The 19,603-nt window shown below is 36.2% G+C and carries 22 protein-coding genes and 1 pseudogene; 20 read left to right on the top strand and 3 right to left on the bottom strand.

Annotated elements, in window-relative coordinates:
- Window positions 1-4: 4 nt before the first annotated feature.
- From ftsY to K0R93_RS03290, 19 genes and pseudogenes are all read left to right on the top strand, one after another.
- Window positions 5-1,186, top strand: a complete 1,182-nt coding sequence (gene ftsY, locus K0R93_RS03200) for a signal recognition particle-docking protein FtsY (RefSeq protein ID WP_300297469.1) — start codon at window positions 5-7, stop codon at window positions 1,184-1,186.
- A gap of 112 nt (window positions 1,187-1,298) precedes the next feature.
- Complete coding sequence (ylxM, locus tag K0R93_RS03205; protein ID WP_300297471.1) at window positions 1,299-1,670, top strand: YlxM family DNA-binding protein; 372 nt, start codon at window positions 1,299-1,301, stop codon at window positions 1,668-1,670.
- Window positions 1,671-1,690: 20 nt separating this feature from the next.
- Window positions 1,691-3,037, top strand: a complete 1,347-nt coding sequence (gene ffh / locus K0R93_RS03210; RefSeq protein WP_300297473.1) for a signal recognition particle protein — start codon at window positions 1,691-1,693, stop codon at window positions 3,035-3,037.
- Window positions 3,038-3,069: 32 nt separating this feature from the next.
- Window positions 3,070-3,147, top strand: a pseudogene (locus K0R93_RS03215) (30S ribosomal protein S16); the annotation flags it as partial.
- Window positions 3,148-3,244: 97 nt separating this feature from the next.
- Window positions 3,245-3,475: a KH domain-containing protein gene (locus tag K0R93_RS03220; RefSeq protein ID WP_300297476.1), complete on the top strand. Its 231-nt coding sequence runs from the start codon at window positions 3,245-3,247 to the stop codon at window positions 3,473-3,475.
- A 134-nt stretch (window positions 3,476-3,609) separates the two neighbouring features.
- A complete protein-coding gene (gene rimM, locus K0R93_RS03225; protein ID WP_300297478.1) occupies window positions 3,610-4,131 on the top strand; it encodes a ribosome maturation factor RimM in 522 nt (173 codons plus the stop codon).
- Window positions 4,128-4,874, top strand: a complete 747-nt coding sequence (trmD, locus tag K0R93_RS03230) for a tRNA (guanosine(37)-N1)-methyltransferase TrmD (protein WP_300297481.1) — start codon at window positions 4,128-4,130, stop codon at window positions 4,872-4,874. The genes rimM and trmD overlap by 4 nt, the downstream gene beginning before the upstream one ends.
- A 104-nt stretch (window positions 4,875-4,978) precedes the next feature.
- Complete coding sequence (gene rplS / locus K0R93_RS03235; protein ID WP_300297485.1) at window positions 4,979-5,326, top strand: 50S ribosomal protein L19; 348 nt, start codon at window positions 4,979-4,981, stop codon at window positions 5,324-5,326.
- A 72-nt stretch (window positions 5,327-5,398) separates the two neighbouring features.
- A complete protein-coding gene (gene lepB / locus K0R93_RS03240; RefSeq protein ID WP_300297488.1) occupies window positions 5,399-5,920 on the top strand; it encodes a signal peptidase I in 522 nt (173 codons plus the stop codon).
- Between the two features lie 17 nt (window positions 5,921-5,937).
- On the top strand, window positions 5,938-6,807 hold the full coding sequence (gene ylqF / locus K0R93_RS03245; RefSeq protein ID WP_300297491.1) for a ribosome biogenesis GTPase YlqF: 870 nt from the start codon (window positions 5,938-5,940) through the stop codon (window positions 6,805-6,807).
- 86 nt (window positions 6,808-6,893) lie between these two features.
- Entirely contained in the window at window positions 6,894-7,700 is an 807-nt protein-coding gene (locus K0R93_RS03250) for a ribonuclease HII (RefSeq protein ID WP_300297494.1), read from the top strand.
- On the top strand, window positions 7,678-9,186 hold the full coding sequence (locus K0R93_RS03255) for a hypothetical protein (protein ID WP_300297495.1): 1,509 nt from the start codon (window positions 7,678-7,680) through the stop codon (window positions 9,184-9,186). Before K0R93_RS03250 ends, K0R93_RS03255 begins: the two co-directional genes overlap by 23 nt.
- A gap of 4 nt (window positions 9,187-9,190) precedes the next feature.
- The gene (locus K0R93_RS03260; protein ID WP_300297498.1) at window positions 9,191-9,460 is read left to right on the top strand and encodes an EscU/YscU/HrcU family type III secretion system export apparatus switch protein; all 270 of its coding nucleotides are present in this window, start codon (window positions 9,191-9,193) and stop codon (window positions 9,458-9,460) included.
- A gap of 1 nt (window position 9,461) precedes the next feature.
- Entirely contained in the window at window positions 9,462-9,824 is a 363-nt protein-coding gene (locus tag K0R93_RS03265; protein WP_300297501.1) for a YraN family protein, read from the top strand.
- 48 nt (window positions 9,825-9,872) lie between these two features.
- Window positions 9,873-10,286, top strand: a complete 414-nt coding sequence (locus K0R93_RS03270) for a hypothetical protein (RefSeq protein WP_300297504.1) — start codon at window positions 9,873-9,875, stop codon at window positions 10,284-10,286.
- Entirely contained in the window at window positions 10,273-11,319 is a 1,047-nt protein-coding gene (locus K0R93_RS03275) for a phosphodiester glycosidase family protein (protein ID WP_300297506.1), read from the top strand. Before K0R93_RS03270 ends, K0R93_RS03275 begins: the two co-directional genes overlap by 14 nt.
- Before the next feature lie 107 nt (window positions 11,320-11,426).
- A complete protein-coding gene (locus K0R93_RS03280) occupies window positions 11,427-12,023 on the top strand; it encodes a metallophosphoesterase (RefSeq protein WP_300297509.1) in 597 nt (198 codons plus the stop codon).
- 12 nt (window positions 12,024-12,035) lie between these two features.
- Window positions 12,036-13,046 (top strand): hypothetical protein, encoded by a 1,011-nt coding sequence (locus K0R93_RS03285; RefSeq protein ID WP_300297512.1) that lies wholly within the window; start codon window positions 12,036-12,038, stop codon window positions 13,044-13,046.
- Between the two features lie 320 nt (window positions 13,047-13,366).
- Window positions 13,367-14,452: a YifB family Mg chelatase-like AAA ATPase gene (locus K0R93_RS03290; protein ID WP_300297515.1), complete on the top strand. Its 1,086-nt coding sequence runs from the start codon at window positions 13,367-13,369 to the stop codon at window positions 14,450-14,452.
- On the opposite strand, the gene K0R93_RS03295 is transcribed toward K0R93_RS03290, so the two are convergent.
- On the bottom strand, window positions 14,406-16,082 hold the full coding sequence (locus K0R93_RS03295; RefSeq protein WP_300297518.1) for a recombinase family protein: 1,677 nt from the start codon (window positions 16,080-16,082) through the stop codon (window positions 14,406-14,408). The genes K0R93_RS03290 and K0R93_RS03295 overlap by 47 nt on opposite strands.
- A 20-nt stretch (window positions 16,083-16,102) precedes the next feature.
- Window positions 16,103-16,615: an ImmA/IrrE family metallo-endopeptidase gene (locus K0R93_RS03300; RefSeq protein WP_300297521.1), complete on the bottom strand. Its 513-nt coding sequence runs from the start codon at window positions 16,613-16,615 to the stop codon at window positions 16,103-16,105.
- Window positions 16,616-16,841: 226 nt separating this feature from the next.
- Here K0R93_RS03300 and K0R93_RS03305 point away from each other — a divergent pair, with 226 nt between their 5' ends.
- Window positions 16,842-18,773, top strand: coding sequence for a stalk domain-containing protein (locus K0R93_RS03305; protein ID WP_300297524.1), 1,932 nt, complete (start codon window positions 16,842-16,844; stop codon window positions 18,771-18,773).
- Window positions 18,774-18,829: 56 nt separating this feature from the next.
- Here K0R93_RS03305 and K0R93_RS03310 read toward each other — a convergent pair whose 3' ends face one another.
- Window positions 18,830-19,591 (bottom strand): DNA adenine methylase, encoded by a 762-nt coding sequence (locus K0R93_RS03310; protein ID WP_300297527.1) that lies wholly within the window; start codon window positions 19,589-19,591, stop codon window positions 18,830-18,832.
- Window positions 19,592-19,603: the final 12 nt, after the last annotated feature.

The following is a 19,603-nucleotide window of genomic DNA, read 5'->3' on the forward strand; positions in this document are numbered from 1 at the left end:
ATGTATGTTTAAAAAGCTGATTTCTAAATTTAAAAAGGATCAACAGGAAGAAGATGTGAATATTCAAGAGGAGCCTCTTGATGAAATGCTAGAACAAGATGAAGAGACTGATGAAGAGAATACGGAAGAAGATTGTGCAGAAGTAGAACAATTTGAAGATAGTGAAGAAGCACCTTTTGATTTGGAACCCTGGAATGAGGATGAAGCTGAGCAGGATATAACCCATGGGCAAGAGCCACAAGTGATTGAATCAGAGCCAGAAAAGATAGGATTCTTTGCTAAATTAAAAGAAGGACTTACAAAAACAAGACAAGGAATTACTGCGAAAGTAGATCAGGTATTAAAAGCCTATAAGAAAGTGGATGAGGACCTTTTCGAAGAAATTGAAGAAATTTTAATCACCGCAGATGTAGGTGTAAGTACAACCATGGACATCATTGGTAAGCTTAGAAGCCAGTCCAAAGAGAGAAAGATTACGGAAGCGGAGCATCTAAGAGGCTTGCTAAAAGAGATCCTAGCAGATACATTGGATCTGGATAAATCTCACGAATTAAATATTCAACCACTACCAGCAATTATATTGGTTGTGGGAGTAAATGGTGTAGGAAAAACTACTTCTATTGGAAAGATTGCCCATCGTTTAAGAAGTCAGGGAAAGAAAGTTTTGTTGGCTGCTGGAGATACCTTCCGGGCAGCAGCTATTGACCAGCTAGAGATATGGGGAAATAGAGTAGGTGTAGACGTGATTAAACACCAAGAAGGATCTGATCCTGCGGCTGTAGTATTTGATGCTATACAGGCTGCCAAAGCGCGAAAGATAGATGTACTCATTTGTGATACGGCAGGAAGATTACACAATAAAACAAATCTAATGAATGAGCTGGGTAAAGTTAGAAAAGTAGTAGAGAGAGAGTATGGGGATGCATCAAAAGAAATCCTCTTGGTACTTGATGCTACCACTGGACAAAATGCCATTCAGCAAGCAAAAATCTTTAAGGAAGCCGTGGATGTAAGCGGAATTGTACTGACGAAACTTGATGGAACCGCTAAAGGCGGTGTTGTGTTGGGCATTTCATCAGAACTGGATATTCCTGTAAAGCTTATCGGAGTTGGAGAGGCCATGGATGATTTACAGGAGTTTAACCCTAATGATTTTGTAAATGCTTTATTTGGTGATGAATCTTAAGGCTGTTCCACAATAACAAGCTAAAAAAAGGTTGACAAGAGGGGTATTCTAGTATAGAATACATCTGTAAAGGATAAAACCTTTACAGATGGGTCTTAAGGGGAGTGTTGAAATGTTTGATAAGATGCTCCAAATTAGTATGCTTTACGATTTTTACGGACAATTACTCACAGAAAAACAACAGGAAATTGTGCAATTCTATTATTGTGATGATTTATCATTAGGAGAGATATCTGAGCAGTTGGGAATAAGCCGCCAAGCAGTTTATGATACAATTAAACGAACTGAAAAAATACTATTTGAATATGAAAAAAAGCTGGGACTTGTTAATAGATTTACATCGAACAATACAAGTATTGAAGAAATATTGAATATTATTGAAGAAATAGAGAATAGTTATCAAACCAAGACAGAGGAAGCTAGGGTTATTCTAGAGAAAGTAGCAAGAATTAAGGAAATAGCCGAAGAGATCCTAGAGAAATAGTTCCTAGGGAGGTGACGAAAATGGTTTTTGAAGGTTTAGCCGATAAGCTGCAAGGTGCGTTGCAAAAGCTAAAAAGCAAAGGAAAGCTTACAGAAAATGACGTAAAAGAAGTCATGAGAGAAGTAAAGCTTGCGCTGCTAGAGGCGGATGTAAACTTTAAGGTTGTAAAAGAATTTATTGATAAAGTAAAAGATCGTGCTGTGGGACAGGAGGTCATGGAAAGTCTTACACCAGGACAACAGGTTGTAAAGATTGTTCATGAAGAATTGACTGCCCTAATGGGGACAACCCATAGTAAGATTACCTTTGCGTCAAAGCCTCCTACTGTCATTATGCTGGTAGGTTTGCAAGGAGCAGGAAAGACGACAACCGGAGGAAAACTAGGTGCTTACCTAAAGAAGCTTGGAAAAAGACCTTTGCTAGTTGCTGGTGACATCTATCGGCCGGCAGCAATCAAGCAGCTTCAAGTCGTAGGTGGACAGCTAGATATTCCAGTATTCTCTTTAGGAGACAAGGTTAGTCCTGTTCAAATCGCAAAAGAAGGTATTGATCATGCAGGCAAACATGGTAATGATGTTGTTATCATAGATACTGCTGGGCGTCTGCACATTGATGAAAACCTTATGGAAGAGTTGGAAAACATAAAGAAGACAGTAATGCCCCACGAAATTTTACTGGTTGTCGATGCAATGACAGGGCAAGATGCTGTAAATGTTGCAGAAAACTTTAATAATAGACTAGGTATAGATGGGGTAATTTTAACAAAAATGGATGGTGACACTAGAGGTGGTGCGGCACTGTCTGTAAGATCTGTTGCTCAGAAACCTATCAAATTTGTCGGGATGGGTGAGAAATTAAGTGAGATCGAACCTTTTCATCCAGATCGAATGGCTTCAAGAATTCTAGGAATGGGTGATGTGCTTAGTCTCATTGAGAAAGCCCAAGCCAATTTCGATGAGAAAAAGGCCAAAGAGTTAGAAAAGAAAATAAGATCACAGGATTTCACTTTTGAAGACTTCCTTGATCAGTTACAGCAAATGAAAAAGTTAGGTCCTTTGAGTCAATTGTTAGAGATGATTCCTGGGGCAAATTCAAAGCAGTTAAAAGACATTGAGATAAATGATAAAGAATTGGCTCACATCGAGGCGATGATTAATTCCATGACGACGGAAGAGAGAAGAAACCCTTCTATGATTAATGGGAGTCGCAGAAAAAGGATTGCAGCTGGAAGCGGTATGACTGTACAGAAAGTAAACAATTTATTAAAGCAATTCGAGCAAACAAAGAAAATGATGAAACAATTTTCAGACATGGAAAAAGGTATGAAAAAGGGTGGCAAAATGAAATTGCCTTTCCTTGGTAAATAATTAGTACATGATATTTAAAGGAGGTGAATACAATGGCAGTAAAGATCAGATTGAAAAGAATGGGAGCTAAGAAGAAGCCTTTCTATAGACTTGTAGTTGCAGATTCTCGTTTACTGATACAGTGAAAGACTTGTTTAAAAAATACGGTGTTCTTGAGAAGTTTGAGCAGTCTAAGAAAGCGTAGAAAGCTTTCAGGGGGTGTAATAAATGGGTGAACTAGTAAAAGTAATTGCGAAATCATTAGTGGATAACCCAAATGAAGTCTCTGTTACAGAAGTTGAAGGAACACAATCACTAATTATCGAACTGAAGGTTTCTCCTGAAGATATGGGGAAAGTAATCGGTAAACAAGGTAGAATTGCTAAGGCCATTAGAACAGTGGTGAAAGCTGCTGCTACCAAAGAAAATAAGAGAGTAGTGGTTGAAATAATTCAATAATACAATAAGAGGGTTAGGAGTTCCTAATCCTCTTATTGTATAAAAAACTGTATACTCCCATGTTTTATGGATATAATGATATATAATGATTTCACGGAACAGCTGATGAGAAAAAAGACTTTACAATTAGGCAGGTGAATAGGTTGGACAAACTGCTAAAGGTTGGACAAATTGTGAATACCCAAGGGATAAAGGGAGAGGTTCGGGTATATCCCCTTACAGACTATAAAGAACGTTTTGAAGAGTTAGAATGGGTTTATATGGATACGGATACTGAAAAAAAGTATTATATTGAAAAGGTTAAATATAAAAGCAACCTTGTTATATTAAAGTTTAAAGGTATTGATGACATCAATGTAGCAGAAAGATTTAGGGATAAATATCTTACGATTAGCAAAGATAATGCGAGAGCACTTGAGGAAGATACATATTTAATTACAGATCTAATAGGATTGAAGGTTTATACTGTTGAAGGTGAATTTATAGGGACTGTAAAAGATGTAATTCAAGCTGCTGGAAATGACGTTTATGAAATATCGTCTGCAAATACTGCTGGAAAGAGTATTTTGATACCGGCAGTGGGAGAGTTTATCAAAAATGTGAACCTAGAAAATGATACGATGACGGTGAAGGTAATAGAGGGTTTGATAGAATGAAAATTGATGTTTTAACATTGTTTCCAGATATGTTCCGTGGGACATTAGGGGAAAGTATGATTGGGAGAGCCCAAGAAAATCAGATTATCGATATCCAAATTATAAATATTCGTGATTATGCTGAAAATAAGCACAAGCAAGTGGATGATTATCCATACGGTGGCGGCGCAGGTATGGTCATGCAGCCGCAGCCAATTTTCAGCGCACTGGAGGCTATACAAGCGGAACATAGTCGTGTGATTTACATGTCACCAAAGGGGAGAACTTTTAACCAAAATATGGCCATAGAATTGTCTGAAGAGAAAAGATTGGTTTTTATATGTGGTCATTATGAAGGTATAGATCAAAGAGTAATAGACAGTTGGGTGACGGATGAAATTTCAATAGGTGACTACGTTCTAACCGGGGGAGAGTTGCCTGCTATGGTCGTCATAGATGCTGTGGCAAGGATGATCCCAGGCGTGCTAGGGCAAAAAGAATCCTTTACGGATGAATCTTTCTATGGAGGATTATTAGAATATCCTCAATATACAAGACCCAGTGAATTTCAAGGCTTGTGTGTACCAGATGTATTATTGTCAGGCAATCATAAAAAAATAAATGAGTGGCGCAAAGAAGAAGCTTTAAAAGCTACACTTAATAATCGTCCGGACCTTTTTGAAAAGTACATTCTTGAAAAAAAATTAGATAAATACGAAAAAAAGGTTATAGATAAGTTATTAAATGACAATATTTCAAAATAGTTGTTGTCTTGAAATATTGTCTGTGTTATAATTGTTTAGTGGTAAAACGGACGGTCCTCTGTTTAAATGAGACATGAACGTCTAGGAAGGAAGGAGGGACAACCATGGATATTATTAGCATACTTGAACAAGAACAATTAAGATCTGATATACCAGCTTTCAATGTAGGTGATACTGTAAAGGTTCACTTAAAAGTAAAAGAGGGTACAAGAGAGAGAATCCAGATGTTTGAGGGTATCGTTCTTAAAAAACAAAATGGTGGTTTAAGAGAGACTTTCACAGTAAGAAGAATTTCTTACGGTGTTGGTGTTGAAAGAACTTTACCATTACATTCACCAAAGATTGAAAAAATCGAAGTGATTAGAAGAGGTAAGGTTAGAAGAGCGAAGCTTAACTATCTTCGTGAAAGAACTGGTAAAGCTGCGACAAAAGTTAAAGAGAAGAAATTCTAATTCAAGGGGACTGGTTACAGTCCCTTTGTCAATGTTTAGAAAACTATCGATATATGATTTTGAGGTGAAACTGTGGATAATGCGAACAAGGAAATTCGAGAGTGGGTTGAAACATTATGTATAGCAATTTTCTTGGCCGTTCTTCTAAAGATGTTTGTTTTTGACTTTATTCAAGTGGATGGAAACTCCATGGTTCCAACGCTAAATCATAGAGATCGACTATTCATTAATAAACTACAATATTTCATCCAGAAGCCAGCGAAGGGAGATATTGTGGTATTTCAATATCCTTATGACAAGTCATACTTTTTTATTAAGCGAGTAATTGCTACAGAAGGGGACACCATCGAAATAAAAGATGGCCAAGTAATTGTAAATGGTACTGTATGTGAAGAACCATACATTTTAGAGAAAACAATAGATTACTTTGGGAAAAAGTTTGTTCCAAAAGATACCATATTTGTTCTTGGAGATAATAGGAATAATAGTAAAGACAGCAGATACGAAGATATTGGGGCAGTTTCTTTAAAGCTGGTGAAAGGAAAGGCTATAATGAGAGTTTGGCCTTTGAGGCGCTTTGGTAAAATTACATAAAATGCGGAGTGATAAATATGTACATAAATTGGTATCCCGGGCATATGAAGAAAACAAAGGAATTGATAAAGGAGCATCTAAAGCTAGTTGATGTCGTGATTGAGCTGCTGGATGCTAGAATCCCAATCAGTAGCCGAAATCCACAAATTGATGAAGTTGTAGAAGGCAAGCCGCGGGTTATTGTGATGAATAAAAGTGATCTATCGGATTCTAAGTTAACAAATCAATGGATTCGTTTTTTTAAAGAACAAGGAATAGATGCGATTCCTGTTAATTCTCTGAATGGAGAAGGTTTAGAGAAGTTGGTAGAAGCTGTACAAGCTGCTGCGAAGGAGAAGATCGATAAGTTGGTTCAGAAAGGAATGAGACCCCGTCCTGTTCGAGCAATGATTGTTGGAATCCCAAATGTAGGAAAGTCTTCTATCATCAATCGATTAACGGGAAAGAAGAGTGCCAAAACAGGTGATCGTCCTGGTGTGACAAAGGGAAAACAGTGGGTAAGGCTCAAAGGAGACATTGAGCTTCTGGATACGCCCGGTATTCTTTGGCCTAAGTTTGAGGATCAGGAAGTGGGCTATAAGTTGGCTTTCACTGGGGCAATCAAAGATGAAGTATTGGATATCGATACTGTTGCGTTGAGACTTACAGAATATCTTGGAAATACTTATCCTGATATGCTAAAGGGACGATACAAGCTGGCAGATTTGGATGCAGAACCACTAAAGAACTTAGACAACATTGCGATGAAGAGAGGTTGTATATTTTCAGGAGGTAGAATAGATTATAGCCGAGTTGCAAATATTATCCTCGATGAATTTAGAAGTGGTAAAATTGGATATATTACCTTAGAAAAACCTGAGGACTTTAAAGACACTAATGTTGAATAGTGTCTTTTCTTATGTCACAAGAAAAACATCGAATGATTTGGTATGTTATAATAAGGTATAGAACTATTTAAGGGGGAGGTTAAGATATGGATTTTCAAGGAAAGAGTACAAAGGAAGTTGAAAAACAAATAAAAGCGATGGATTTAGAGTCAGCTGCTAAACTTATTCCTTTCTTATTAAAAGATGAAAGAAATGGTATTCAAAAACTTGGAGAGAGTTTATCAAAAAAGTTGGACAAGCATATCAAAGAAAAAGAAAGAATAAGAACTCTATGGTATTATGAGAATGAAATATTCAAATCTGGTGTAAAAATCATTGCAGGAATTGATGAGGCAGGAAGGGGTCCCCTTGCAGGCCCTGTGGTAGCAGCTGCTGTGATTCTTCCCCAAAACATATTTATTGAGGGTGTTGATGATTCTAAAAAATTGTCAGAGGCTAAGAGAGAGTTCTTGTATGAGGTCATTAAGGATAAAGCCTTAGGTATTGGTATAGGGGTTATTGATAATCAAGTAATCGATGATATAAATATTTTTAATGCAACAAAACTAGCCATGGGTCATGCCATCAAAAACCTTAACGTAAGACCTGATTATTTGTTAATTGATGCTGTAAAATTGACCGATATACATATTAACCAGCAAGCATTGATTAAGGGTGATAGCAAAAGTATTTCCATTGCAGCGGCTTCGATTATTGCAAAAGTAACCAGAGATCGAATAATTTGTGACTATGATAAACTGTATCCCCAGTATGGATTTCGCAATCATAAAGGCTACGGAACAAAAGAACATTATGAAGGTATTGAAAAATATGGAATTACAAACATTCACAGAAAAACATTTCTAAAAGGAATCGCAGGTGAATATTTAGGTGAAAATAACCATTTTAAATGATCAATTTAAAGGACTACAGTCAGCCAGTATTGAAAAAAAGGTATTGGGAGCAAATGCTGGACAGGATGGTAACTTCCAGGAAGGTCAAATCATCAAAGCCAAAATCAAAAGCATTTTGAATGAAATGATCTTGCTTGAATTGGGAAATGGAAAATTTATTGAAGCAAAGTATAAAGATGTTGCTGGACACAATTTGGAAAAAGGCAACACATATCAGTTTATCGTAAAGTCTGGGGAAGAGGGACAGATTTTAATGAAACTCTTGGCAAGCGAAGGATTGGAAATTCGCCAAGAGGATCTAAGCATTATTAAGTTCCTAGAGCAGACAGGGATCTATCCAGATAAGGATAAAATTCAACTGGTAAAACTTTTGTTAAAGGCCGAGATGCCTGTTACAGAGAAAATGCTTTTAGAGATAACGCAAACAAAACTTCAGTTTGATAAAATCAATGACTTATTAAGCGGCGTGAAAGATGTTGCTGAGGGTCAGCTTCTAGATAAAAATTTAGGGCAAGTGTTAAAGGAATTGATAAAAAACCCAGAACAGCAGAGTCATGGCGATACAATAATTCCAATGGATACCCTGGGAGCATCGAAAGCGATGAGTCTAAGTGCTGAATATTCCAGCAAGCTACAAGAGGGTAAAGATCTAGAATTTTTGTCGCAAGCTGCTGACAATAAAAATAATGAGTTTAGCGGGAATAGCGGGCGAATAAATGTCGAGGGTATGGATTTTGAGAAAATAATATTCATGCTAAAAAATGGACTCAAAGTCAATTTGAAGAATGCAACGGCGCTAAATAACTTGGTTTTTAGGCAATATCCTATGTCGCGGCAATTTGAAGAAATTATCCAAACTTTGATGAATGATGAAAAGACAACGAAGCTTGGAATGAGCCTCAAGGAAACCATATCTAAAATGCAAGATGCTTTAATGCATCGCAAGCCAGAATTTCAAGAGGCACTTAGGGAGCTATATACAAAGGCTGAATTAATAAAGTTAAAGATGATGTCATTAGAATCAGCTCATCAAAAAGATATTGTAAATCAGCTGGAAAACATTAAAAATAATATAGATTTTTTAGGAAAGCTTAATCCCTTGCAAACCTTTTTACAGGTACCTATTGAAATTGGAAATATCCATAGAAATCTTGAATTATTTATTGTTCAAGAACGGGGAAAAAGCAAGAAGATTAATCCAAAGGATGTCAAATTACTTGTATCATTGGAAACAAAAAATATGGCATTTGTTCAAGCCTTAATCGAAATCAAGGAAAAAAGCATAACGTGTAATTTCAGGGTTGAGCATGAACATGCCAGAGCGGTGATCCAATCCCATCAAAAAAGTCTTGAAAGCGTATTGATAAAATATGGATTTGTAAATGTGTATTTTCATTATGCAGTAAGCCAGAGGGAGACATATTTAATAAATACAACAGATAAAGATGCTGATCTAAAGCACCATTCTGTTGATTTAAAGGTGTGATCATATGAAAGAGAAAAAACCACTCGTTGCTGCCATAAAGTACGAGGCTGAAAAGGATCATGCACCTCGCCTCCTGGCAAAGGGGCAAGGGGAAATAGCCGATAAAATTATGGATATCGCTAGAGAACTGGATATTCCAACCTATAAAGATGAAAAACTAGTTCGACAGCTTCATCATTTGTCTTTGGGGGAAGAGATACCTCCGGAACTATATCAAGTGGTTGCTGAAGTGTTGGCTTTCATTGTTGATTTAGATATGAAAGAGGAAAGATAGTATGGGAGCACATAATAAGGAAATAGGTATACGCGGTGAGAATATCGCTGTTAAGCATTTATTAAGTCAAGGATATGTGATACTAGAAAGAAATTATCGTTCACGACATGGTGAGATAGATATTGTCAGTAAGCATAATAATACAATTATATTTGTGGAAGTGAAGACTAGGTCAAGCTTAGCATATGGAAGGCCTATAGAATCCATTGATTATAAGAAAATAAAGCATTTGCAATATACTGCTCAGGGATACATGCAGTGGAAGGGCCTTTATAACCAAGGTTGTCGATTTGATGCCATTGAGGTTGTTATTGGTTCCTTTGGTACTAAACCTAAAATCAATCATATACAGAACATTATTTAGTCATATAATATTAGTGACTTTGACATGAATTGAGGGAGGGGGAAGCGTATGGAAAAGGAGATCTTGATAGAGGGCGTAGATGAGAGGGCGATTACCACCCGCCGAAAAAAGAATGGTAAAAGTATATGGAAGACGCTGATCATATTCACGATGTGTATCACTTTGTGGAGTACCATTGTATATTATGGGTATACATATGCAAAAGGTTATATAGATACCTCGATCAGAAATATTCAGCAGGAAAATGCAATAAATATAAAGGAACTTGGGGAGCGTATTGAGCAAGTAAGTCAAGAGATTGCCAGCTTAAGGGAAAATATAGCGAATACAGATTCTACAATTTCAAATTCTACAGTGGTGCAGGAAAGAATTGATGAAAAATTAGAAAACCTTGATCTACAGCTGCAGGATCTAGAGAAAAGCTTAAGAATACTTAAGGAGGCACCAAATGGGCAAAATTAACGTTTTTTTGCTCTACTTGCTTGCACCATTTATAGCACTTTTTCTTGTAGGCTATGATTTTCAGGAGGATAGTAAGAAACTAGAACTTCCAATGGAGTTTGTTGGAGAACAGATGGATACATTGGATAGTGAGATAGAAAAGTTAGAGCGAAAAGTTGATGATTTGGGAATGATAATTGATCGGCAGACAGAGGTCTTCAATGTGCAAGATGAGCAAATAGCTCACCTTTCTGAGTCTAGTTCATCCCATAAAGAACTTTCTGACGATATATATGAAAAAAAAATATTGGATATGCTTGGACCTGCCACGGAAAATTATAGGTCAGATCGAGTGGAAATTAAAATTTTTCCATTGGCTGAGCTTGGTTATAGAGGATATATTGCAAAGGTTAAATTGTTTGATCCAAAGGCTTTTAAAGTGGTCCTAGGGAAGGACCGATTGGGTGAGTTGGAAACTATTTCGAGTGCTGCAAAACGTAAGAATGCTATTCTTGCCATCAATGGGGGTGGGTTTTATACGGAAAAAAGGAGTGGAACGCCGTATGCTCAAATGATTGGTAATACAGTCATTGATGGAATGCTAGTTGAACCCTTCAACGGCTACCCTGGAGATTTATTCTTTGCTGGGATTAATAAAAGCGGACAGGTTATCGGGACTGTACCTAAAACAGAGTCCGATCTTATGGAGCTGCAGCCTTATCAGGGAACGAGCTTTATACCCGTTTTATTGCAGCGAGGTAAAAAAGTAGAAATACCAGAAAAGTGGAAGAAAACAAATCAACCTAGAACAATTATTGGTAAGTATGCCAATGATGACTTGATTATGATTGTTATTGATGGCAGACAGGGAAATTGGAGCGTTGGTGTAACACTGGAACTCTTACAGGACAAACTTCTGACCCTAGGCGTTAAGGAAGCCTACAATCTAGATGGTGGTGGCTCAAGTGCCATGTATTATGATGGTAAGGTACTAAACAGACCTTCCGATGGAAAAGAAAGACCTGTGGCAAATCACATTGTCATATTGCCCTAGGCAGTGGTAGTTAGGTCAATGAATTAGACTGCAGTGAACATGTGAATATGGTTATAAATAAATCTAATGATCTATACGACTTTTAGAAGACTGATTGAGGAGATATAATGGAAGAAGTTTGGAAGATATTACGACATCTAACTGGTGGTATATATGTACCTGATGAGCTAAAGGATATGTCAATAAAGATTATGCATATCAGTGATACGCCTTCAATGATTTACAGGGATCTTATCCGACTGATAAAAACTGTGAAACCTCATGTTCTAATTCATACAGGTGATATTGCGGATGAGGTAAAACTTGAGATGCTTCCTTACCATGTTCAGAAATATAAAGCACGAGCAAATCACTTTTTGAAATCCATTAGTCCTTATGTTCAAGATAGAATCATTGTTACCTTAGGCAATCACGATTGTAGAGAGGCGTTGCATCCACTGGCTAAGCTGGAGATTTATGAACAGAGTACGCTGCTAGATATTTATGGGATAAAAATTAGTATCTCCCATTATTATGAAAAACTTCATGATGAAAGTGCGTTTTTTATGTATGGTCATTGTCGAGGAAACAACGATGATCCAAGGTATCTTGATGGTATTGATAGCATAAATATAATCAAGGTAGATAACTTAGAAGTCATTAAGCTTCTATATCCTGCAGGCACTGATGACTATAGGTTTAGAAAAAGTAAGATAGGTATATAGAGGGGGAAAAACATGATATCCATATTAAGGAATGGACCTAAAATAATTGTGTTTAATAGTTTTTATATAGACAAACTAGTGGAAGCAATATCAGGGCAATTCGGTGGAATTGTATCAGAGCTTAATGCTGCATTTGAGACAGCAGAGGAAGATCACACGATTGTACTTTTATGTGATCCAGGCAAGAAAAGCATCCAAATATCCGATATTAAAGAGACCATTGTTGTGCCACTTCCTTCAGATAAACTGTTTTCTTGCCTCATCAACACAAAAATATCCTATTTAATTGAAGATTCTCATATCTCTCCTGGCCTGTTGATTATGAGAACAGTGGGAGATCATAATCGGATTATTAACAGTGTTAGCGAAACTTATCAAGGCAGTATACTCCCATTAAATGAATGTTTCAATAGAGGAATGGCAAATCAGTCTATTATTAGTTTCACAAATCATCCAGTGAATAGAAATTTGAGTCTAGAAGACCTACATACAAAACATGTTCTAATCGATATGGATGTTTATAAACTGCAACGGAAAATGAGAAGTCAAGTGCTACACTTTTTTAATGAAGGCTTTCAAGATAAGAATTGGTATGACTTACAGATTCGTATTTTTGACAGGTACAGTCAATATATGCTTCATTATGAACGACTATTACTGATATTGGATGCCTTGGATGTGGGATTGATTTTAGGTGAGTCGTGGGGTAAGGATCATCCCAGGTTCCTAATGTCTGTGTTGGTATATCAGGTAAGATTATTTACACTTCTGGACCCTATTGAGATTAAGAAAATTCTTATAGGGCTAGAGCATTTAGATGATGGAACAAGGATTATCGATTTGGATTTGATCTATCGGGGGAACAAGATAGAATGGCCTCGGGCGATTGGAGAGAACAAACAACAAAAGAGTCGGAATGCTTTGGGCATGATTTATCGTAAGGAAGTCTTAAGTAAATTAAACGAGGAAGAAAAGAATGTACTTACTATTTTAGAAGAAAAGGTAATAGAGTCCAGATACTAGCTTGCATCTACATAAGACGAATCAGAAATGAATAGTAGATAATTATTTTAATAGGGAAGGCCTTCGGAATTTGCTTAGATCCGAAGGCTTTTTTATGACTATTTCCAAGGAAATAGTCATAAAACTACATGATACTACATATCAAGAACCCATGGTCCATCTGACGCGTGCAAACATGAGATTGTTTAATAAAAGTGTTTGTTTAGCCTAGAAGAAAGAAAAGAGAATTTATCGAAAATTAAGAAAAAAAGAAGGATAATGGAAAAAGGAATGGAACTATAGAATATGAAAAGATTTCCAATTGCGCAGAGGTGGAAAATATGCTGTCAAGAATATTTAGCTGTGTTTTAAACGGACTCGACGGAAGTACCACAGATGTAGAAGTAGATATATCTAATGGACTGCCTGCTCTAAATATTGTGGGGTTACCAGATACTGCTGTAAAAGAATCTAAGGAAAGAATACGTGCTGCCATAAAAAATTCTGGGTTTGAATTTCCGATGAAAAGGATTACCATAAACTTAGCACCGGCAAACACAAAAAAAGAAGGGACGCATTTAGATTTGCCTATGGCTTTAGGATTGTTAGATGCTGCAGGTGTTATCAAAAATGACAGCGTTAAGGAGTTTGCTTTCATAGGTGAGTTGTCTCTCAATGGAAAGATTAATAGAGTTACAGGCATACTGCCACTGGTCATCGCATTAAGAAATAACGGATTTAATAAGATTGTCCTACCAGATGAAAATGCGGCAGAAGGAGCGATTATAAAGGATGTTGAGATATATTCATTTTCTAATTTATATGAAATTGTCCAATTTTTTAAAGGAGAAATAGCAGCTACTCCGGTACAAAGAAAGTTAATCATTGAACACAACGAAAAAAATGACTCCGCAGAGGATTTTAGTGAAGTTGTTGGACAAGAGGGCATAAAGCGCGCTTTTCAAATCGCAGCGGCTGGGGGTCATAATATACTTATGATTGGTCCGCCAGGATCAGGGAAAACAATGTTAGCAAGAAGATTTCCAAGTATTCTTCCAGATATGACCTATGAAGAAGCAATCGAAGTAACAAAGATTCATAGTGTTGCTGGATTGTTGACAAACTACTCTTCCTTGGTAACTACGAGACCATTTAGATCACCTCACCATACGATTTCAAGCATCGCCTTGATTGGTGGCGGACGAATGCCTAAGCCGGGTGAAGTTTCACTTGCTCATTATGGAATTCTGTTTCTAGATGAGCTTCCCGAATTTCAACGGAATGTACTAGAGGTACTGCGACAGCCAATCGAGGATGAAGTTGTAACGATATCTAGAATCAATGGAACGCTTACCTATCCTTCTAAATTCATTCTGGTGGCTAGTATGAACCCTTGTGCATGCGGGAACAAACTTCAACTGAATTAAGATTTTGAGTGGGAAGAAAATAGAGGGAAAGCGTAATGTTCTCCTTATCAACTAAGACTTCCTTAACAATACTTCTAAGTAATCTCTTCTTATCTTCAAATGGTAGATACTCATATGTATCATCGAACTGTTCAATGTACTTCATAAAGGTATCGATATTATATGTCTCTTCATAATTGGCGTCCAATTCAGCAGCAACTTCAAGAAGTTGTTTTTTTATTGCCTTTTTCTGGTCTTCTAATTCTTTAAATCTCCCTTGAATGATTATCTCAGGAAGTGTACCTTTACCTAGAGCAATAACTAGATTCTTCATTTCCTTATCAATGTTTTCTAATTCAGATTGATATTTGCTTCTCTGAGCAATAAGAGGGACACGCTTATTATCTAAATCGTCGTTAGAGCTCTCTAGAAGCTCTGTTATAAACTCTTTGTTACTGCATAGGCCAGAGATATGTTTTACGATCATCTCTTCCAACAGATCAGCCCTTATGTTTGTATTATCACATAGGACTTTTGATCTCTGTTCCTTGGTAAGACATCTATAATATCTAAACTTTCCTTTACTATCATCAGTTGTTTTCTTTGAAGTAAAAATAGACATAGAAGAATTACAGCGGCCGCATCTTACTAAACCGGTCAGAGGAGAAATAGCACTCTTACCTAGTCTAGGTGGAGTTGATTGGTTCTGTAAAAGTTTATGCTGCACCTTCGTAAATACCTTTCCAGGAATAAATCCTTCATGATCACCTATAACCAGGATCCACTCATCTTCATTTCTTTCCCGCGTCGTTTTATTATGTGGCTTTCTCCGGTTGTAAAACATTAAACCATGGGTACCATCAAAATCATTCTTGGAATTAACGATTTGAACTTTAGTATGGTTCTTAAAATATTCATACGCGTCCAGGTCAGCGATACAATATAGAGGATTCTGTAGAATACGAGCCATCTGACTTGTGGACCAAGAACTATTGTTTTTAGTTTGATAATTATTAAGAGGATCATTAGCTCTGAAGGTAACATTTCGGATTGAACCATCTGATTCTAGGAACCAATCATAGAATTCTCTTACAATAGCCGATTCTTCATTATTAATTATTAGCTTGGACACTTTTTTGTTTCGGCCGTAGTTATCTGTAACTTCTTTATGTACATCAAAAGCAAAGGGAACAGGACCACCATTCCATTTTCCCATCTTAGCCCTGTCAATCATATTATCCCGTACACGTTCAGCTATAGTTTCTCGTTCTAGCTGGGCAAATACTGCGGTAATATACATCATAGCTCTACCCATTGGTGAAGTAGTATCAAAGTTGTCTTTGATACAAATAAAGCCTACACCGAGGCCATCTAACTCTTCGACAAGGGAGGAGAAGTCATTAACACTTCTAGAAATCCTATCAAGCTTATAGCAGATAATATAATCAATCTTTCTATTCTTGGCATCTCTCATCATTCTTTCAAAATCTGGCCTGTCCAAAGTCTTTCCAGAGAAATCATAATCTTCATAAACAATATAATCCCATCCCCGCATTTCACAGAGTGATATCCCGCGCTTTGTTTGATTCTCAATTGATTCACCTTTATCGGTGGCCTTTGATTTTCTAACATATATGCCAGCTGTTGCCATGGTAATTCCCCCTTAATATCTTAGAAAGAAGTTTTTTTGTGAACATATATAGATGGTAAGCTATGTAAGCATAGGACATGTTTTTCACCAATATCCCATACGATTTTCTGGTTAGCCATGAATTCAAGTTTACGCATAAGAAAATCATAGGTAACTAAAAAGTAGTCTGTTATATCTTGAATGGATGATATTACCTTATCATTAATTACTCTTATGAGCATGTCAGTAGGTATTAAAAAGTCAGTTGCCCACTTAAGGGCCTGTAGTTCCTTCTTATCCACTTCAAGGCGATCACGATAGCACATATACTTTCTTGGTGTAATATCCCCTATAGTAGTCCTATAATGACCTATTTCTTCTGCTAAAACAACTCTATAAAGTCGCTCATTGCTTTTAATACTCTCATTGATCAAGATACAATAATAGTTCCCATCATAATAATAATACCCAAGGGTGGACTCAGGTAAGGGATAAAAGCTTTTGATTATATGACATTTCGTTATAATTGTTTCTAGTTTTTCTGTAGTAATCATAGTAGTACCTCCAAATAGAACGTATGTTCTAATTATAGCATATTATTCCAATGGGAGAAAAGTTTTCGATTATTTTAATCAATAAATCATTGAAAACCATTTTATTAACTAGGTAAAAAGACCCAAAAGATTGATGCATTGTTGAAATGTGAAGGAAAAATACGGAAATTATCGAATAACTAAAATGCAGTTATAGCCAAATAAAATATTGACAGGAGGATGTGGCATGAAGAAATTAGCTTTGGCACTAGTCATGATAGTAGTGTTTACATTAAATTCACTATTAGTGGTTGCAGGAAATGAGGGTATACAAATAAAAATTAATGATAAGTTAATAGAACTCGATGTTCAGCCCGCTATAGTAAATAACAGGGTGGTCGTACCGGTAAGGGCAGTTTTTGAAGCACTAGGAATAAACGTAGGATGGGACGAGGCAACAAAGACTGTTATAGGAACAAAAGATGATTTGACGATAAAATTGCCTATAGGCAATAAGTCAGCTATAAAGAATAATAGAAATATTTCACTAGATACTCCAGCAACTATAATTGGTGGCAGGACACTCATTCCTTTAAGATTTATAGCTGAGAGCGTAGGTGCAAAAGTTGAATGGGATGCGAAAAATAGAATTGTGTCAATTTCAACAGAGAGTACTGAGTATCAGGTTATTGAAGTAAATGATGTGAATGAATTTATTAAGGCCATTGGATCAAACAGAAAGATAGTTCTAAAGAATGGCGAGTACAACCTATCGAAACCTAAAAAAGAGTATGAACAGAATAGGCATATACGCTGGAATAAAGAATCTGATGGAACAGAGTTAATTATTCAAAATGTAAGTAACCTAACGATTGAAGGAATAGAGAACACTCTATCAAATATAGTAACGGAATCTAGATATGCTGATGTACTTACGTTTGAAAACGGCAGTAATATTAATATTACTAATATAAATGCAGGTCATACACCTGATAAAGGGGAATGTTCGGGTGGTGTACTATTATTTAGAGACTCAGATAAAATAAATATTTCTAAATCAAGACTTTTTGGTTGTGGAACTCAAGGACTGACATTATTTAATGTAGATGGACTAACATTCAATGATTCAATTATTACTGATTGCTCTGAAGCTATTATGTCGATATATGATTCGAAAAACATTACATTTAGAAATAGTAGATTTAACGAGAATGAAGGTAATTGGAGATTTATAAATTTGACAAGGAGCTCAAATATAGTTTTTGATAATTCCAGTATCTTCGATAATAAAACCATATCACAAGAGGATGAAAAATCATTTTTATTCTATACAGATGATAGTGAGAACATTGTTTTAAGGAACTCGAGCGTATACAATAATGATATACCTAATTTCATCCAAAGAATGAATACGATGGATTTAGAGGAAAACACTTTTGAAGATAATAAGTTCGATTCTAACCAAATTAGTTCTTTTATGTACAACGAAATGGGATACAATGCTCAGTTAGATGGAAATTATCAAATAGCATTGGAATACTATAATAAAGCAATTGCTTTTAATCCATATAATGATGCAGCGTATAATAACATAGGCTGGGCTTTAGTTGATCTACAAAGATACGAAGAAGCGTTAGAAGCCTGCAATAAATCAATAGAGCTAGAACCTAATGATGCGGTTCCTTATGTTAATAAAGGTAATGCATTGTTTGGTTTAGGAAGATATGAGGATGCTATTCAAAGTTATAATAAGGCTATCAGCTTGGATGATAGTATTAAATTTTCTTACTACGGAAAAGGCAAATCTTTAATTGGACTAGAAAAATATGAAGAAGCTCAGGAGCCTTTTCAAAAATATATACAGCTTGATCCTGAAGATCCAGATGCATATTATTATTTAGCATGCGTTTTGGCTGAATTAGGTAAATACGATGAGGCGATTAGATACTATGACAAAAGCATAGAGATAGAGCCGCAATTTATCAGTAGCGTCTATGGGAAAAGTCGTTGCTATGCATTTTTAAATAACCTTCCTGAAGCTATTAATAACTTAAGAAAGGTAATTGACGTTGATGAAAGATATAAGAATCTAATAATGATCGATGAAGCATTTGATAGCATAAAGAACACTAAAGAATTTAGAGATTTACTTAGCCAGACATTAATTAGTTCAAGATAAAATAATATGGAATAAACAATAGAGCTCCCATTTTACCGTTGGGGCTCTATTGCATTTTACAAAGAATAATTGGTTATTATCAACTCTCTATATTTACCCCTGCCGGTATGGTCCTTAGATACAGAATAATTAACTTCAGTTTCAAGGATATTAAAACCATGGTACCATTCTCGGACCTTAGGATGGTCATTGATAGTGAGGAGGAATTTGCCTTGAATGGTTCCTAAAATTTCTCTAAGCTTTAAGTGTTCATTTTCCCCAAAGACTGCATCATAGCCATCTGTTTCAAAGTATGGAGGATCACAGAAATGAAAGGTATAAGGCCTATCATACTTCTTGAAAATCTCTTCAAAGCTTAGATTTTCAATATATGTATTTCTAAGCCTTTCCTTAAGCAGTTCCAGGTTGGAGGTATCGAATATCTGAGGGGTTGGTCTGGTGTTTGTTCCATAACCAAAGTGCTTACCTTTACTAGCGAAGCTCCTTGATATAAGATGAATAAATCGAACTGCCCTCTGAACTTCAGTTAAGGATTCAACTGCAGCTTCCTTATATTCATTAAACATATCTCGACTGGCTATCTCAAACTTTATGAGTCTTTGGATTTCTTCATGATGGTATTTGATCATCTTAAACAGATTAACCAGCTCACTATCAATATCATTAATCACTTCAACCTTACTAGGTTCCTTACCAAAGAATACCCAACCAGCACCAAAGAATGGTTCCGTATAACAAGTGTGATCCGGTATCATTTCAATAATCTTTTTTCTTAATTGACTTTTCCCACCCATGCGAGCGATTGGCGGTTTTAACATGAATATCAACTC

This window comes from Anaerosolibacter sp. (assembly GCF_029240175.1).
Taxonomy (GTDB): domain Bacteria; phylum Bacillota; class Clostridia; order Peptostreptococcales; family Thermotaleaceae; genus Anaerosolibacter.

Coding starts and splice junctions, on each gene's coding strand:
- K0R93_RS03295 (WP_300297518.1), bottom strand. CDS start 16,082: ATGGCAACAGCTGGCATATATGTTAGAAAATCAAAGGCCACCGATAAA.
- K0R93_RS03250 (WP_300297494.1), top strand. CDS start 6,894: ATGGATTTTCAAGGAAAGAGTACAAAGGAAGTTGAAAAACAAATAAAA.
- ylxM (WP_300297471.1), top strand. CDS start 1,299: ATGTTTGATAAGATGCTCCAAATTAGTATGCTTTACGATTTTTACGGA.
- ylqF (WP_300297491.1), top strand. CDS start 5,938: ATGTACATAAATTGGTATCCCGGGCATATGAAGAAAACAAAGGAATTG.
- K0R93_RS03220 (WP_300297476.1), top strand. CDS start 3,245: ATGGGTGAACTAGTAAAAGTAATTGCGAAATCATTAGTGGATAACCCA.
- ftsY (WP_300297469.1), top strand. CDS start 5: ATGTTTAAAAAGCTGATTTCTAAATTTAAAAAGGATCAACAGGAAGAA.
- ffh (WP_300297473.1), top strand. CDS start 1,691: ATGGTTTTTGAAGGTTTAGCCGATAAGCTGCAAGGTGCGTTGCAAAAG.
- K0R93_RS03265 (WP_300297501.1), top strand. CDS start 9,462: ATGGGAGCACATAATAAGGAAATAGGTATACGCGGTGAGAATATCGCT.
- K0R93_RS03280 (WP_300297509.1), top strand. CDS start 11,427: ATGGAAGAAGTTTGGAAGATATTACGACATCTAACTGGTGGTATATAT.
- K0R93_RS03260 (WP_300297498.1), top strand. CDS start 9,191: ATGAAAGAGAAAAAACCACTCGTTGCTGCCATAAAGTACGAGGCTGAA.
- K0R93_RS03290 (WP_300297515.1), top strand. CDS start 13,367: ATGCTGTCAAGAATATTTAGCTGTGTTTTAAACGGACTCGACGGAAGT.
- K0R93_RS03285 (WP_300297512.1), top strand. CDS start 12,036: ATGATATCCATATTAAGGAATGGACCTAAAATAATTGTGTTTAATAGT.
- K0R93_RS03275 (WP_300297506.1), top strand. CDS start 10,273: ATGGGCAAAATTAACGTTTTTTTGCTCTACTTGCTTGCACCATTTATA.
- rplS (WP_300297485.1), top strand. CDS start 4,979: ATGGATATTATTAGCATACTTGAACAAGAACAATTAAGATCTGATATA.
- K0R93_RS03305 (WP_300297524.1), top strand. CDS start 16,842: ATGAAGAAATTAGCTTTGGCACTAGTCATGATAGTAGTGTTTACATTA.
- K0R93_RS03310 (WP_300297527.1), bottom strand. CDS start 19,591: ATGTTAAAACCGCCAATCGCTCGCATGGGTGGGAAAAGTCAATTAAGA.
- K0R93_RS03270 (WP_300297504.1), top strand. CDS start 9,873: ATGGAAAAGGAGATCTTGATAGAGGGCGTAGATGAGAGGGCGATTACC.
- K0R93_RS03300 (WP_300297521.1), bottom strand. CDS start 16,615: ATGATTACTACAGAAAAACTAGAAACAATTATAACGAAATGTCATATA.
- trmD (WP_300297481.1), top strand. CDS start 4,128: ATGAAAATTGATGTTTTAACATTGTTTCCAGATATGTTCCGTGGGACA.